Origin of the sequence: uncultured Propionibacterium sp. (assembly GCF_963539965.1) — a bacterium.
GTDB lineage: Bacteria > Actinomycetota > Actinomycetes > Propionibacteriales > Propionibacteriaceae > Propionibacterium.
The window spans coordinates 95314-111145 of sequence record NZ_CAUTOU010000002.1 but is presented as its reverse complement, the minus strand read 5'-3'; the positions used below and the strand labels follow the sequence as shown (position 1 = coordinate 111145).

Genomic DNA, 15832 nt, shown 5'->3' with positions numbered 1-15832 from the left:
CCTCTCCCCATGCCGTCGGCGACGCTGCGCGGGGGCCGCCCCCGCGCAGCCGGCCGTCTCAGAGCTCGATGGCCGAGCCGTTGGCCACCGCGGCCAGACCCAGCTCGGCGGAACTGGCCATGAGCGGGTTCTTCGGCACGACGCGCACCGTGTAGCCGACCGGGCCGGCGAAGTGCGAGGTGGCGCGCACGGCGAACTCCTGCACGTCGCCCTCGGCGCGGCCGGTCGGGGCCAGCTCATTGATGCGCACGTGATGCATCTCGTCATCGGCGTCGACATCCCCGGAGACCAGCTGGACCGAGACGTCCCCGGCCGTCAGCTCGCCGAGGCGCACCCACGCGGTGAAGCTGTTCTCGGTACCGACCGGGACCGGGTTCGGCAGGTCGGAGATGACGCGCTCGACGCCCACGCCGGGCCATGCGGCGCGCACTTCGCGCTTCCACCTGGCGAGCCCGGCTGCCGCGCCGTCGGCGGTCAGCACGCGCGAGGAGCGGGCGGCCGGTGTGTAGTACCAGACGGTGTAGTCGCGCACCATGCGGCTGGCGAGGATCCTCGGGCCGAGGTCGGAGATCGTCTCGCGCATCATGCGGACCCATGCGGTCGGCAGGCCGCTGACGTCGCGGTTGTAGAACTTGGGCACGACCTCGTTCTCGATGATGTCGTACAGGGCCTCGGCCTCGGCGGCGTCGCGGGCGGTCGGGTCGGTGATCGCGTCCGCGGAGGGGATCTCCCAGCCGAAGCGGGGCTCGGCCCACTCGTCCCACCAGCCGTCGCGAACCGACAGATTGGCGGCGCCGTTGAGAGCCGCCTTCATGCCGGAGGTGCCGCAGGCCTCGTAGGGGCGCAGGGGGTTGTTCAGCCAGACATCGCAGCCCGGGTAGAGCGGGCGAGCGAGTGAGATGTCGTAGTCGGGCAGGACGACGAGCTTGCCGCGCACCTGCGGATCGTCCGAGAACTGCACCATCTGCTGGATGAGGCTCTTGCCGACCTCGTCAGCCGGGTGGGCCTTGCCGGCGATCACGAACTGCACGGGGCGCTCGGGATCGTTGAGCAGCTTCTTGAGGCGCTCGGGCTGGTTCAGCATGAGCGTGAGGCGCTTGTACGAGGCGCCGCGACGGGCGAAACCGATCGTCAGGATGTTGGGGTTGAGGGCCCCGGCCACCCAGTCGGAGTTCATGCCGCGCACCTGACAGCTCCTCTCGAGGCGCTCGCGGGCCATCGAGATCATCTCGGCGCACATGCGGCGCTTGAGCGACCACAGCGACGAGTCGTCGACGCGGTCGAGGGCCGACCAGTCGTAGCCGTCGACGACGGTCTCGGCGCCGCTGGTCCGGGTCTCGAGGAGTTCGAGCAGATCCGGATGGATCCAGGTGGGATGATGGACGCCGTTGGTGACCGAACCGATCGGCACCTCGGTGACGTCGAAGTTCGGCCACAGGCCCTGGAACATCTCGCGACTCACCTCGCCGTGCAGCAGGGAGACGCCGTTGGAGCGCTGGCCCAGCCGCAGGCCCATGACGGCCATGTTGAAGCGCGAGGGGTCGCCGCCCGGGTAGTCCTCGGCGCCGAGCGCGAGGACGCGGTCGAGCGGCAGCGGCGCGAAGTCGCTGAACTGGTCAGCGACCTGGTTCTGACCGAAACGGTCGATGCCGGCCGGGACGGGCGTGTGCGTCGTGAAGAGCATGCCGCCGCGGGTCTTCTCCAGGGCGGTGTCGAAGTCCTCGCCGGAGTCCATGAACTCGCGGATGCGCTCCAGGCCGAGGAAGCCGGCGTGGCCCTCGTTGCAGTGGAAGACGTCGGGTTCGGGATGGCCGGCCAGGCGGCAGAACACGCGGAGGGCGCGCACGCCGCCCACGCCGAGGAGGACCTCCTGGGCCAGACGGTGGCTCGAGTCACCGCCGTAGAGGCGGTCGGTGATGCCGCGGGCCTGCTCGTCGTTGCTCTTGACGTTGGTGTCCATGAACAGCAGCGGCACGCGGCCGACCTGGACGGTCCACAACTGGGCCTTGACGGGGCGGTGGCCGACGGTGATCTCGATGCTCGCCTGTTCGTCGCCGTCCATGAGGGGGCTGATCGGCAGCTCGTGCGGATCGAGGACCGGGTAGTACTCCTGCTGCCAGCCCGAGGCGTTCAGGCTCTGGCGGAAGTAGCCCTGGGCGTACAGCAGGCCGACGCCGATGATCGGCACGCCGAGATCGGAGGCCGCCTTGAGGTGATCGCCGGCGAGGATGCCGAGACCGCCCGAATACTGCGGCAGCACCGAGGCGATGCCGAACTCGGCCGAGAAGTAACCGATGGAGTCGGGAGCGCCCTCGGTCCTGGCCGCGAAGCCCTGGAACCAGCGGTCGCCATTCAGGTAATCGTCCAGATCCTGCTGGACGAGCTCGAGGTGGCGCAGATAGCGGCGGTCCCCGGCGAGCGTGTCGAGACGTTCGCGCGAGACGGTCGCCAGCAGCTTCAGCGGGGAGCGCTCGGTTGCCCGCCACAGTTCGGGATCGAGGGATTCGAAGAGCTCCTGGGTCTCCGGGTGCCATGCCCAACGCAGGTTCAAGGCCAAGTCGTGCAGGGGCTTGAGGGGCTCCGGCAAGACCGGCTGGACAATGAATCGTCTGATAGCTCGCACGCGTCAAGGCTAATCGGCCGGGGGAGAAGAGAACTGACCGGTCGCCCATTCGTCCACGATGTGGGAGTCGGACGGGGCACGTCCCACGCGAAACGGTCCGACATTCCGTGCCGGGACGCGCCAGAATCCTCACGCCCCGGTAGCGTAGAGGCGTGTTCAGCAAGTGGAAGTGGCGTACGCAACGCCCCGATGACAGTACCCGGCAGGCTCCCGTCGAGCCCGCCCAGTCCCCTGCGGCACCTTCGCAGACCGAACCCGTCCAGCCTGTGCAGCCCCCGTCCGCCCCACCCCAGGATCCCCCGGTGAGCGGGCAGCCCCGCTACGTGGCCCCCGAGCCCCTCGTGACCGAGACCGAGGCGGGTCCCGAGATCATTCCCGTGCCACCGCGGCGCGGGGTGCCGAACGGCTTCGGGCGCATCCCGATCCACAATGTCTCACCCGTCATCGAGAACGGCACCTACCCGGCCAAGGCCGTTGAGGACGAGACCGTCACCGTCAGGGCGAACATCTTCCGTGAGGGCCACGACGCCCTGGGCGCCTGCGTGGTCCTCACCGACCCGGCGGGCGCCGAGCAGCGCATCGAGATGGCCCAGATCGAGCCCATGGGCCTCGACATCTGGGCGGCCCGGGTGCATGTGGACTCCCCCGGCGACTACAGCTTCCGCATCGAGGCCTTCGACGACCGCTGGCACACCTGGCGTCACAACGCCGCCATCAAATTCGAGGCCGGCATCGACATCCCGCTGGTGTGCGCCGAAGGACGCATCCTGCGGGAGGAGGCGACGAAGGCGGCCCGGGGCGCCGGCGCCGAGGATGACGCCGCCGTCCTGGCTGACGCCGGACGGCGCCTGGACGCCGGCGCCCCGGCCGGGCAGCTGGGCGAGGTGGCGGCGGACGCGGCCGTCGGCACCGGGATGAGCCGCTGGCTCCCCCGCCGCCTGCTGACCCCCACCGAGGACTTCCCGCTCGTCGTCCACCGCCGCGGCGCCCAGTTCTCGAGCTGGTACGAGTTCTTCCCGCGCTCGGTCGGCGCCGTCAGGCAGCAGGACGGCTCGTGGACCTCGGGCACCTTCCGCTCCAGTGAGAAGATGCTCGAACACATCGCAGCCCTGGGCTTCACCGTCGCCTACCTGCCGCCGATCAGCCCGATCGGCCACGCCTTCCGCAAGGGGCCGAACAACTCCCTGAACGCCGGCCCGAACGACCCGGGCTCTCCCTGGGCCATCGGCTCGGCGGCCGGCGGCCATGACGCCGTCAACCCTGAGCTGGGCACCATCGAGGACTTCGACCACTTCGTGGCCCGCGCCCACGAGCTGGGCCTGGAGGTCGCACTGGACTTCGCCCTGCAGGCCTCGCCGGACCATCCCTGGGCCGTCGAGCATCCCGAATGGTTCACCACCCGGGCCGATGGCACCATCGCCTACGCCGAGAATCCGCCGAAGAAGTACCAGGACATCTACCCGATCAACTTCGACAACGACCCGGAAGGCATCTACAACGAGGCCCTGCGCCTCGCCGAGTTCTGGATCGGCCACGGCGTGACGATCCTGCGCGTCGACAACCCGCACACCAAGCCGATCGACTTCTGGGCCTGGTTCGCCGCGCACCTGCACGAGCGCCACCCCGAGGTCCTCATCCAGGCCGAGGCCTTCACCCGTCCCGAGATGATGCACGCCCTTGCCAAGGTCGGCTTCCACCTGTCGTACTGCTACTACACCTGGCGCAACACCAAGAGCGAGCTGGGCCAGTACCTCACCGAGCTGTCGACCGAGTCGGTGGACTTCTTCCGCCCGAATTTCTTCACCAACACCCCGGACATCAATCCGGTGTTCACGCACTCCGGCAATCCGGCGGCCTTCTCGATCCGCATGATCCTGGCCGCCACGATGAGCCCGGCCTGGGGCGTCTACTCCGGCTTCGAGCTGTGCGAGCACGAACTGCTAAGGCCCGGCGGCGAGGAGTACATGAACTCCGAGAAGTACGAGTTCCGACCGCGGGACTACGATGCCGAGCCCAATCTCAACGGCCTGCTCGCCAAGCTGAACGCGATCCGGGCGGGGCACCGCGCCCTGCAGCAGCTGCGCGGCACCCTGGTGCTCCGGACCACCAGCGACAGGGTCTTCGCCTTCGCCAAGCGCGACGGGCGGGACCGCATCATCACCGTCGTCAGTCTGGACCCCGACGAGACCGCCGACGCCACCGTTCACGTCGACCTCGCCTGGCTGGGTCTGGACCCGGGGCGCGGCATCCACGTCCACGACGAGCTGACCGACCGGGACTTCGACTGGGGCGCCGACAACTACGTGCGCCTGTGGCCGGCCCAGCCGGCCCACATCCTGTCGGTCTCCCCCGACCAGGGCTGACCGGCGGGGCCGGGCCCGCACCGCTCGTCCGGTCGTCGGCGCCGAGCCCTTCCCCATCGGCACACGGACACAGTCAGGAGATGGTGACGATCACTGCCGCCGAATCGAATGCCCTCGACCACGGCTCGGCCGAGATCGACTACGAGGCACAACTGAACCTGGCCCTAGCCATGACGACGCCGAGCGGCGCGATCGACCCCGGCGACACCAGTTGGTTCCAGACAGCGGTCTTCTACGAGGTGCTCGTCCGCTCGTTCGCCGACTCCGACGGCGACGGCATCGGCGACCTCGCCGGGCTGACCCAACACCTGGACTACCTGCAGTGGCTCGGCATCGACTGCCTGTGGCTGCCGCCCTTCTTCAGCTCTCCGATGGGCGACGGCGGCTACGACGTCTCGGACTACCGCTCCGTCCAGCCCGGCCTGGGCACCCTGGAGGAGTTCGGTCAGTTCATCGACGCGGCCCATGACCGCGGCATGCGCGTGATCATCGACTTCGTCATGAACCACACCTCGAACCGCCACCCGTGGTTCCAGGCCTCGCGCACCGATCCCGACGGGCCTTACGGCGACTACTACGTGTGGCGCGACGATCCCGACGGGTACTCCGATGCGCGCATCATCTTCCTCGACACCGAGTCCTCGAACTGGAGCTACGACGAGGTGCGCGGCCAGTACTACTGGCACCGCTTCTACTCCCATCAGCCCGATCTCAACTACGAGAACCCGAAGGTGCTCGCCGAGATGTTCGACGCCCTGCGCTTCTGGCTCGGTTTCGGCGTCGACGGCCTCCGCCTCGACGCGGTGCCCTATCTGATCGAGGCCGAGGGCACGAACTGCGAGAACCTGCCGGGCACCCACACCATCCTCAAGCGCGTACGGGAGATGATCGACGCCGAGTTCCCCGGCCGCATCGTGCTGTGCGAGGCCAACCAGTGGCCGCATGACGTCATCGAGTACTTCGGCGAGTCCGACGAGTGCCAGATGGCCTTCCACTTCCCGGTGATGCCCCGCCTGTACATGGGCATGGAGCGCCACACGCGCGAGTCGATCACGACGATCCTGGCCTCCACCCCGCCCGTCCCCGAGGGCTGCCAATGGGGCGTCTTCCTGCGCAACCACGACGAACTGACCCTCGAGATGGTCACCGAGGACGACCGCCAGTACATGTGGCGCCACTACGCCCCCGACCCGCGCATGAGGCTGAACCTCGGCATCCGCCGCCGGCTCGCCCCGCTCGCCGACGGGGATCCGGACAAGATCCGCCTCATGCATGCGATGCTGCTGTCGCTGCCCGGCTCCCCGGTGCTCTACTACGGTGACGAGATCGGCATGGGCGACAACATCGAGCTGCCCGACCGCGACGGGGTGCGCACCCCGATGCAGTGGACCAGCGAGCGCCGCGCCGGCTTCTCGCAGGCGGACCCCGAGGACTTCTACCTGCCGCTCATCACCGACGAGCGCTACGACCCGCGCCACGTGAACGTCTTCGACCAGTTGAACGATCCGAGCTCCCTGCTGTTCTGGCTGCGCTCGATGCTTGCCACCCGCCGCGCGAACCCGACTCTCGGGCTGGGCGAGTTCATGGATCTGGGCGGTGAGAACGACGCCGTCCTGAGCTATCTGCGCACGTTGGACGACGAGGAGGGCACAAGCAACGTCCTGTGCCTGAACAACCTCTCCCCCGAGCCGCAGGACATCCTGCTCTACCTCCCCGATTTCGCCGACTACCAGACCGTCGACCTGATATCAGCCCGCCACCACGAACCGGTCGGCCCCGACCACGAGTTCAGGCACCATCTGCCGGCATGGGGCTACGCCTGGCTCAAACTCGAGGAACCCGGGGAGGATGACGATGAGTGATCTTCAGGAGGATCCGCGCTGGATCCATGCGACGAGCTCGCGCTGGTTCGCGGGCAAGGACTCCGGCGCCGTCCCGGTGGCCATCTCGCCGATGGACTGGATCGTCCCGCCGGGCGGGCACGGCCCGGCTGTCCGCGCCGAGATCCTCTCGGTCGAGTACCCCGACGGCCGGACCGAGGACTACCAACTGCTGCTGAGCTACCGCACGGACCGCATCGCGCGCGCCTGCATCGGCCGCGGCCTCGCCGAGGGCTTCGAATGGGTGCACGACGCGGTCCGCGACCCGCAGGCGATCGCCGCTCTCATCGGCGCCACCACGGGCGGCGGGCACGGCAGGGACTGGCAGGGGCACCTGGAGGCGGGTCTGCCCGCGGACCTCCTGCCGATACGGGCCTTCGAGGGCGAGCAGTCGAACTCCAGCGTCTTCCTGGGTCATTCGGCGCTCATCAAGTTCTTCCGCCGCCTCCAACCGGGCCGCAACATCGACATCGAGCTGCACGAGGCCCTGGCGAGGGCCGGCGTGACGAGTACCGACCGTCTGCTCGGCTCGCTGAGCGGCACGCTCGCCGAGGGCGATTCCGGTGTGCGGGTCGACCTGGCCATGATCACCACTCGCATCAGGGGCGCGCAGGACGGCTGGGGGCTCGCCACGGCCGCCGCCGGGCGCGGCGAGGACTTCAGCTCGCAGGCCGGTAGGCTCGGCCGGGCCCTGGGGTCCGTCCACGCCGCGCTGGCCGAGCAACTGGGCACGAGCACTCTGAACGGCGACGGCATCGCCGACGCGATGACCGCCCGGCTGGGGTCGGCCCTTGCCGAGGTGCCGCAGCTGGCCCCGTACGCGGAGCGCCTGAGCGGCCTCTTCGACGCCCTACGGGGCCGGCGGCTGCCGGCTCAGCGCGTCCACGGCGACTTCCACCTCGGCCAGACCCTGTTCGGCGACGACGGCTGGCACATCATCGATTTCGAGGGCGAGCCGCTCAGGTCCCTGGACGAGCGTCGCCGCCCCGACAGCCCGTTGCGCGACGTCGCAGGCATGATCCGCTCCTTCGGTTACGCGGCGGCCACTGCCACCGGCCTGGACCCGTCGGCCCGCGCGGACTGGGAGCGCGCCTGCGTCGAATCCTTCACCGCTTCAATCCTGGACAGCCGGCCCGGCCGGTCCGAAGACGATACGCTGAATGCGTATGTGGCGGACAAAGCCGTCTACGAGGTGGTCTACGAGCACCGCAACCGGCCCGACTGGGTCCACATACCGCTGAATGCTCTTGAGACGCTGGGTGCTCTCGAGACGTCCGACTAGCGCTCCGCGCTACTGTAGAAAGGTTTGGGCATGACTCGAGCAACGGATTTCGGAAATCTGACCGGTCAGGACCTTGAGGGTTTCCACACTGGGGGCGACACCGAGGCGTGGCGGCGGCTCGGCGCTCATGTCGTCGACGTTCACGATCCTCAGCGCGGGACCCTGCGCGGTACGCGCTTCGCGGTCTGGGCCCCGAATGCCCGCCGCGTCCAGGTGATGGGGGGCTTCAACTGGTGGCAGGGCGACGACATGGCGCTCGTCCCGGATTCGGGTGTGTGGGCGCTGTGGAAGGAGGACGTGCTCGAGGGGACGCAGTACAAGTACAAGATCCAGCACTCCGACGGCACCTGGCAGGAGAAGGTCGACCCCTACGCCTTCCTCAGCCAGGTCCCGCCCGAGAACGCCTCGGTCGTCTGGACGCCGCACCACGAGTGGGCGCCCAGTGAGGACGAGTGGCTCGCCAGGCGCGCCGCGTCCGATCCCTACCACTCCCAGATGAGCATCTACGAGCTGCACCTGGGCAGCTGGCGCAAGGGACTGAACTACGTCCAGCTGGCCAAGGAGCTGCCCGAGTACGTCAAATGGATGGGCTACACGCACGTCGAGTTCATGCCCCTGGCCTCGCACCCGTTGGCCGCCAGCTGGGGCTACCAGGTCACCGGCTACTACTCCGCCGACTCGCGCTACGGCACCCCGGACGAACTGCGCGCGCTCATCGAGGCCCTCCACGCGGCTGGCATCGGCGTCATCCTCGACTGGGTGCCGGGCCACTTCCCCAAGGACGACTGGGCGCTCGGACGCTTCGACGGCACGGCGCTGTACGAGCACGCCGATCCCCGCCAGGGCGAGCACCCCGACTGGGGCACCTACGTGTTCAACTACGGCCGCAACGAGGTCAAGAGCTTCCTCGTCTCGAACGCCCTGTACTGGGTCAGCGAGTTCCACGTCGATGCCCTGCGGGTCGACGCCGTCGCCTCGATGCTCTACCTGGACTACTCGCGCAAGGAGGGCGAGTGGGTCCCCAACAAGTACGGCGGCCACGAGAACCTGGAGGCCATCGACATCCTGCGCTACGTCAACAAGCACCTGTACGAGCGCCAGCCCGGCGTCATGATGATCGCCGAGGAGTCCACCAGCTTCCCCGGCGTCACCAAGCCGGTGCACGAGGGCGGCCTGGGTTTCGGCTTCAAGTGGAACATGGGCTGGATGAACGACTCGCTGGAGTACGTCAGACTCGACCCCGTCTACCGGCAGTACCACCACAACGAGATGACCTTCGCAATGGTGTACGCCTACTCGGAGAACTACATCCTGCCGATCAGCCACGACGAGGTGGTCCACGGCAAGGGCTCCATGGTCAACAAGGTGCCGCAGGACGACTGGCGCAAGTTCTCCACCCTGCGCACCTTCTACTCGTTCATGTGGGCCTTCCCGGGCAAGCAGCTGCTGTTCATGGGCCAGGAGTTCGGCGAGCGCGCCGAGTGGAACGAGGAGGCCGGCCTGGAGTGGTGGGTCGACGGCATGCAGTGGCACCGGGGCCTGCGCGACATGATCCGCGAGGCCAACCTGCTGCAGGTGGCCACGCCGGCACTGTACGAGCGCGACTGCGAGCCGGACGGCTTCAGCTGGATCAACGCCAACGACTGGATGGCCAACACCTTCAGCTGGCTGCGCTACGGCGCCGACCACGAGCATGAGATCGTGGCCTGCATGGCGAATTTCTCGCCCGAGCCCTACGACCAGTACGCGATCCGCGTGCCGAAGGCCGGGGTATGGCGCGAGATCCTCAACACCTCCGACGCCAGATGGGACGGCGACGGCGGTTACGAGAACGGCGCATTGACCACTTTCGTCGGCGGGGACGGCACCAACCAGCTCATGGTGCGAGTGCCCCCGCTGGCCGGCCTGTGGCTGGCCTACGATCCGGTCGCCGGCGCCGGGCAGGACTCCTGAGAGGGGATCCGCGCTAGATTCGCGACTGACGCCGCCGGGCCCGACTCCCCTCGGAGTCGGGCCCGGCGGCGCATCATCGCAACGAGGATTCGGGAGGATCGACCATGGTCGACGATTTCCAGGTGCGCGTCGTCGTCGAGGACGACATCGGGGTGCTGCACTGGTCCGGCTACGCCGATCAACCCACTCTCGACGAGGCCGTCTCCCTGGCGGCGGACGATTCGCTCATCGGCCGCGGGCTGCGCCGCGTCGAGGCCAGCGTCCCGGCCACCGACAGGCTCGCCCAGCGGGCCCTGCACAAGGCCGGTTTCCGCCGCGAGGGGCGCCGCAGGCGGGCCGTTCCCGATGGCAACGGCGGTTTCATCGACGCGCTGCTCTATGCGCGCCTCATCGAGGATCAGGTCTACGGCATGGGCGCCATGACGGCGATCATGGACTCGGTCATGCCGGCCCACCGCATCATAGGCCACGTCCTCATCCGCGACGAGCACGGCCGCGTCCTGTTCGTCGAGCCCACCTACAAGGACGACTGGGAGCTGCCCGGCGGCGTCGTCGAGGCTGACGAGTCCCCGCGCGCCGGGGCGATCCGCGAGGTCCACGAGGAGCTGGGCGTCCGGATCGAGCTGGCCGACCAGCCCCTGGTCACCGACTGGATGCCGCCCTACCTGGGCTGGCACGACGCCATCGAGTTCGTCTTCGACGGCGGACGCATCGCCTCGGGTGACATCGAGGGTTTCGTGCCCCCGCCCGAGGAGATCCGCGGCTACCACTGGGTGATGCCCGCCGAGATCCCCTCGCGGGTCAGGGACTTCTCGGCCCGGCGCATCGCCGGCATCCTGGACGGCACGGGGCTGGGTTACACCGAGGGCGGCTTCCCCATCGGCCCGGTTCCCCCGGGTCCGCGGTGACAGCCGCATCCCGTACGGTGACGGGCGGTCAGTCCCCTGAGCTGACTCCTGTGGCGATCATGCCGAGCTCCGCGGGGTCTTCGCGCAAGGGCCCGCGGAGCGGCCGTCTCCGAAGGACGATCATCGAGGCGCCCAGCAGGAACCGGGCGATCCGGCGCCGTGGATCCCTGCCGCAGTAGCGGCGCTGGCGCTCGCCGCACTGGTAGCGGCTGGACCCCACCGCCCCCCATCCGATCCTGGATGTGCGGCTCCTCCCGCACCGGGAGTTCTCGGCCGGCTCGGCCTCGATCGCGGCCACCTTCCTCGCGGCGTCCGGCTTCATCTTCGTCATCATCCAGTATCTCACTTCCGCGGTACTTCCAAACGATCCGCGGCTACTCGGCGCTGCGGGCCGGCTCGCAGCCGTCGTCCGGCTCTGTCCGGCAGGCGCCGCACGGCGCTGATCGGAGTCGGCGCACCGGCCGCCGACCCGGTCGGCCGGGGTCCGGCACACCACCTGCCCGACGTACGCAGGCAGAGCGTTCCGATCCCGGTCCGTGATGCGCACGGACCCCGGCCGACCGGGCTCACGGTGACCGTGGCGACTGGGTAAGGCCGCCGATGCCGTCCTCAGCGACGATCTCGATAGCGGCATCGGCACTGCTGTTCCGGTCAATCAACCCCGGACGGCCCGGGTGACGACGCTCCGGCTTCGAGCTGTCGAATCATACCCCGATTTTACCTGCCCGGTTCTCCGGCGAACTGCCAGGTTGCGAAACGTTCTTTCGCGTGCCAGCTGTGGCAAGGGCCGCGAAAGCATCAGCGAGGGCAGCCTCGTTCTCGGCGTCAACAGCCGCAGCCGCCTGATCAAGCAGCACGATAGGAAGTCCTTGAGCCAGTGCTCATGCGATGGAGACCCATCGCCGTCCACCTCCAGATCGGGGCAATCGCCAGGAATTCGTCGATCCAGGCAGTCGCCTCGCGTGAGGTTCGCAGCCTGATACTGTACGAGCCCACCTGTGTGAGCAGGTCGACCAATCCGACCTCGAACGCCAGCCCGGCGACGAACCCCGTGATGTCCACCCACCCGAGATCGAGGAAGAGAGCACCCGCATCAGACGTTGGTCACTGCCCGAAAACCTGTTCCGCTCCAGATCTTGTTTCATGACCGTCATCTATGAATAAACCTCGATGAATCGAACACCAGCGGAGCTTTAGGTGCTTCGACCACAGATTCCCGGTATGAACCCGATCTCACTCAGTCCTCAGGACTGGATTCATCAAGCAGGCCCGAGAGGAACCCGCCACCTTTCATCAGCTCGTCATAACTTCCCGATTCGACCACTTCACCGGCATGCAGCACGATAACGCGATCAGCCATGCGAATAGTTGATGGACGGTGAGTAATGACTATAACAGTGCGATCACGGCTAGTTGTCCGTATGGCCCGATTGATGTAAGCCTCCGAAACCGAATCAATATTAGAGGACGGCTCGTCCATGAGCAGGACCGGAGTCCACAACGCCGGTGCCCTGGCGATGGACAGACGCTGGCGCTGTCCGCCTGAAAGCCTTACCCCATTATCACCTAATTCCTCTTGGTAACCATGAGGCAAAGCGATAACAAACTCATCAGCGCAAGCCATCTGACTTGCCAGTCTAGCATCCTCTCCGGTTATTTCCGCGCGCCCCAAGGAAATATTTTCCTCAACTGTTCGATTAGTCAAAAAAACATCTTGTGGAACAACAGAAATAATTTCTGAAAGCTGCTCGTAGGCAAGACTCGAAAGTTTTTGATCATTGATCATAATGGACCCAGAATCTGGGTCCCACGCGCGAAGTAAAAGATTCGCGCAGGTCGTCTTCCCAGCTCCAGATCCACCGACGACAGCGATGAATTCTCCGGCTTCGACAGCAAAATTCACACCTCGCAGAGCAGGTTCACCAGCTCCAGGATAAGTGAACCAGACATTGGTGAAGCTGATCCCGCATGGCTGTGCAACCGCGCTGTTCCGCTTCTTCGGAAAATCGACCACTGCGGGTTCCGAGAGAATCTCAAGCACGCGACGAGCCGCAGCAGCAACCCGCCCCAGCTCCTGCGCCGTCGAGGATGAGCGCACAAGAGGAGCCAAGGCGGCGCCTATCATAATGATCACAATGATATATTTAATTCCAGCATCGGCATTCGATCCAATGGTGAGAGTTGCGATTACAAGAGCCACCACGGTACCCAAGCCGACCAACAATTCAGTGATACATTTATCAAGTCCTGCCCAAAACGCATAATTACGCTTCGAGTCGGCAAGCCTTCGCTCATGTTCCATAATTCTTCTCAATTGATATCGATCTGCATTATAAGCAGTCAGAACCTCGATTCCCATTATCGTATCGGCAGTCTCTGATCCGACAGCAGCCTGATTATTCGCCAAGCGGTCGCCAACGATTCTGCAGCGCCGTCGAATTGGTATCGGTACAGTTATCAGCAAAACTAGGAACGGTAGCAGCACAAGACCAGTCTGCCATGAAAACGCGATGATAGTTCCTATTGCCGCCGCAGGAACACAGAATGCGACAATCTGGCTCGGGATATGATGACTGGTATACAGCTCCACAGATTCTATATCACTCGTGGCCGCAATCGTGACATCGCCACTACGTCGAGTCAAAAAATAAGCAGGGGCCAGCCTTACAAATGCATCATACAAACTGAGCCGAATTTCATCATGTGAATAAAAAGAGCCTTTATGAACATAAAAAACGCTAAGTTCCTGAAATATCACAATCAAGACTATGATCAAAATTGTAAACACCAATATTGATCTTAGGCGATCAATGCTGGTGTCGCGTATAGCAACACCAACTGCATACGCTCCTAAACCAGATCCAACCACTAGAAAAAATTCTGAGAGCACTGCGAAGCACACACCGATAACAATATATTTTCGATTGTTTCCCATCAATCGAAATATTTTTGTCAGCGACGAATTCCTAGCATTAAAACCACTCACATTGACTCCTCAACCTGTGCCTCAAAAAGTGCGCGGTAGTGTCCGTCATCCAGTAAAACAAGATCGGCATGAGTTCCGCTCTCTACAATCTGACCACGTTCCAAGACGATAATGTTATCCGCTTTTTTAATGGTTGACAACCGATGTGCTATAATGATGCAAGTTCGGTTTCTTGATATCTCTTCCAAAGATTTTTGGATCAACCCTTCATTCTGCGCATCAACAGAACTTGTGGCCTCGTCGAGTACAAGTACAGGGGCATTTTTCAACAAGGCACGCGCAAGAGAGATTCTCTGTCTCTGTCCCCCCGATAGCATGGAACCGCGCTCTCCAACTAGAGTATCAAGTCCTTTGGGAAGTTTCGCTATGAAATCACCGATGTGCGCAGCTGCACATGCAGCATTCATATCAGCATCTGATGCATCAGGTTTTGCGATAAGAAGATTGTCGCGAATCGTGCCGTGAAACAGATAAGGATTTTGACTGACCAACGCGAATTTGGAATGATAATCTGAAATATCATAACTCGAAGATGGTAATCCGTCGACAACTATTCGACCGGAATCCTGCTCCATGAAATGCATTAGCAAATATGCTAAAGTTGATTTTCCAGAGCCTGAACTTCCGACGATTGCAATCGTCTTGTTCCTCTGAATATCAAATTTGATATCATGGAGAGCATCCTCAGTTCCTGTTGGGTATTTAAAAGAAACATCTTTGAACTGAATTATAGTATCTTCATGCCCTCTTTGACTCCTCACCACGTTCTCTGTTTCCTGATGAATAAGAGGTTCCGCATCAAGAATATCGAATATTCGTTCCGCGCCGGCAATTCCTTGATACGAAAAATGAATCACTCGTCGTAATTCTTGAATCGGTCTGAAGCATTCGCGAGCGAGCACCAGAACAATGAAAAGTTCAAAAGCACTAAGATGGCCTGTCCAGCTTCTTAAAGAAGCAATTACAGAAGTAAGTAGCATGCCTGCGATAAGAAACAACAGTCCAGGAGTGCCGCCGAGGACCTCGACGCGAAGCACCCCCCATGGAAGCATTCCTCATCGCGTGTGCCCGTTCTGATATCCTGTCACGCTGCCTGCGAACGACACCCATCGCCTTGAACACCGGCATGCCCCGCAGGGTTTCCATGTATTCAGCCGTAAGCGCCGGAGCCTCCACCCACCAGAACCGCAAACGAGGTCCGAGCATGTGCCACATAATGACGTGTCCGTTTGCTCCCACCAGCGCGGTGATGAAGACAAAAAATCCGACTACAGGATCAATGAAGGCCAAGATAAAAGTAATGACCACCATTCCTATAAAAGATACAACAGCTTGCGCAAGGAATTCTTGAAAATATCTCTGGAGAGCTTCCACAGAAGTGGTGAAAGAACTTTGTAATGCACCTTGTCTGGTCGCGTTCACCCAACCCGGCCCCAGATCGATCAGGCGGTGAAAAAGCTTTTCTCTGAGTTCAGCAGCCATAGCAGTGGCGACTCTAGCTCCGAGAGTTTCCCTGACGAGAAACAATAACGCCCGGACCGCCACGAGAGCGGCAACCCCGAGAATCGGCTTTGCAATTCCAGTAGGGTTAGCACCAATAACCACATCACGTAAAATGATGGCCAATAAGAAACCCTGACCAACGTAAGTCGCCGTAATGAACACACCCATCACGCTCATTGTAAAGAAACTTTTCACGTGAGTTTTTGCCAACGAAAGAAGCCGAGGGTGCCAAACACTGATATGATTGGCACCGCGCGCGTAACTGATCCGTGTCCGGGAAGCACGTGGATCATCGGATCGATAAATATTGGTATCCACATCAAGTGACATAGGA

Annotated in this window: 10 protein-coding genes; 5 read left to right on the top strand and 5 right to left on the bottom strand. The window is 63.8% G+C overall.

What is annotated here, in order from left to right; genetic code table 11:
* Positions 1-58 precede the first annotated feature (58 nt).
* Positions 59-2623 carry an alpha-glucan family phosphorylase gene (gene glgP / locus R2N01_RS01405; RefSeq protein ID WP_316667695.1) on the bottom strand — a complete coding sequence of 855 codons (2565 nt, stop codon included), beginning with the start codon at positions 2621-2623 and terminating at the stop codon, positions 59-61.
* Positions 2624-2775: 152 nt separating this feature from the next.
* Between glgP and R2N01_RS01400 the strand changes: the two genes are divergently transcribed.
* The 5 genes from R2N01_RS01400 (at position 2776) to R2N01_RS01380 (ending at position 11009) form a co-directional block, all read left to right on the top strand.
* Positions 2776-4986, top strand: a complete 2211-nt coding sequence (locus R2N01_RS01400) for an alpha-1,4-glucan--maltose-1-phosphate maltosyltransferase (RefSeq protein ID WP_399553209.1) — start codon at positions 2776-2778, stop codon at positions 4984-4986.
* A 170-nt stretch (positions 4987-5156) separates the two neighbouring features.
* The gene (treS, locus tag R2N01_RS01395) at positions 5157-6848 is read left to right on the top strand and encodes a maltose alpha-D-glucosyltransferase (protein ID WP_316667789.1); all 1692 of its coding nucleotides are present in this window, start codon (positions 5157-5159) and stop codon (positions 6846-6848) included.
* The gene (locus R2N01_RS01390) at positions 6841-8148 is read left to right on the top strand and encodes a phosphotransferase (protein ID WP_316667692.1); all 1308 of its coding nucleotides are present in this window, start codon (positions 6841-6843) and stop codon (positions 8146-8148) included. Before treS ends, R2N01_RS01390 begins: the two co-directional genes overlap by 8 nt.
* A gap of 30 nt (positions 8149-8178) precedes the next feature.
* Positions 8179-10101 carry a 1,4-alpha-glucan branching protein GlgB gene (gene glgB, locus R2N01_RS01385; protein ID WP_316667690.1) on the top strand — a complete coding sequence of 641 codons (1923 nt, stop codon included), beginning with the start codon at positions 8179-8181 and terminating at the stop codon, positions 10099-10101.
* A 104-nt stretch (positions 10102-10205) separates the two neighbouring features.
* Positions 10206-11009 (top strand): NUDIX hydrolase, encoded by an 804-nt coding sequence (locus tag R2N01_RS01380; protein ID WP_316667689.1) that lies wholly within the window; start codon positions 10206-10208, stop codon positions 11007-11009.
* A 28-nt stretch (positions 11010-11037) separates the two neighbouring features.
* Here R2N01_RS01380 and R2N01_RS01375 read toward each other — a convergent pair whose 3' ends face one another.
* From R2N01_RS01375 to R2N01_RS01360, 4 genes are all read right to left on the bottom strand, one after another.
* Complete coding sequence (locus tag R2N01_RS01375; protein WP_316667687.1) at positions 11038-11343, bottom strand: hypothetical protein; 306 nt, start codon at positions 11341-11343, stop codon at positions 11038-11040.
* Between the two features lie 903 nt (positions 11344-12246).
* Positions 12247-13995 (bottom strand): ABC transporter ATP-binding protein, encoded by a 1749-nt coding sequence (locus R2N01_RS01370; RefSeq protein ID WP_316667685.1) that lies wholly within the window; start codon positions 13993-13995, stop codon positions 12247-12249.
* Complete coding sequence (locus tag R2N01_RS01365) at positions 13992-14975, bottom strand: ABC transporter ATP-binding protein (RefSeq protein ID WP_316667684.1); 984 nt, start codon at positions 14973-14975, stop codon at positions 13992-13994. The genes R2N01_RS01370 and R2N01_RS01365 overlap by 4 nt, the downstream gene beginning before the upstream one ends.
* On the bottom strand, positions 14923-15828 hold the full coding sequence (locus R2N01_RS01360; RefSeq protein ID WP_316667682.1) for an ABC transporter transmembrane domain-containing protein: 906 nt from the start codon (positions 15826-15828) through the stop codon (positions 14923-14925). The genes R2N01_RS01365 and R2N01_RS01360 overlap by 53 nt, the downstream gene beginning before the upstream one ends.
* Positions 15829-15832 lie beyond the last annotated feature (4 nt).

Coding starts and splice junctions, on each gene's coding strand:
- R2N01_RS01365 (WP_316667684.1), bottom strand. CDS start 14,975: ATGCTACTTACTTCTGTAATTGCTTCTTTAAGAAGCTGGACAGGCCAT.
- R2N01_RS01380 (WP_316667689.1), top strand. CDS start 10,206: ATGGTCGACGATTTCCAGGTGCGCGTCGTCGTCGAGGACGACATCGGG.
- glgB (WP_316667690.1), top strand. CDS start 8,179: ATGACTCGAGCAACGGATTTCGGAAATCTGACCGGTCAGGACCTTGAG.
- R2N01_RS01390 (WP_316667692.1), top strand. CDS start 6,841: ATGAGTGATCTTCAGGAGGATCCGCGCTGGATCCATGCGACGAGCTCG.
- R2N01_RS01375 (WP_316667687.1), bottom strand. CDS start 11,343: ATGATGACGAAGATGAAGCCGGACGCCGCGAGGAAGGTGGCCGCGATC.
- treS (WP_316667789.1), top strand. CDS start 5,157: ATGACGACGCCGAGCGGCGCGATCGACCCCGGCGACACCAGTTGGTTC.
- R2N01_RS01360 (WP_316667682.1), bottom strand. CDS start 15,828: ATGTCACTTGATGTGGATACCAATATTTATCGATCCGATGATCCACGT.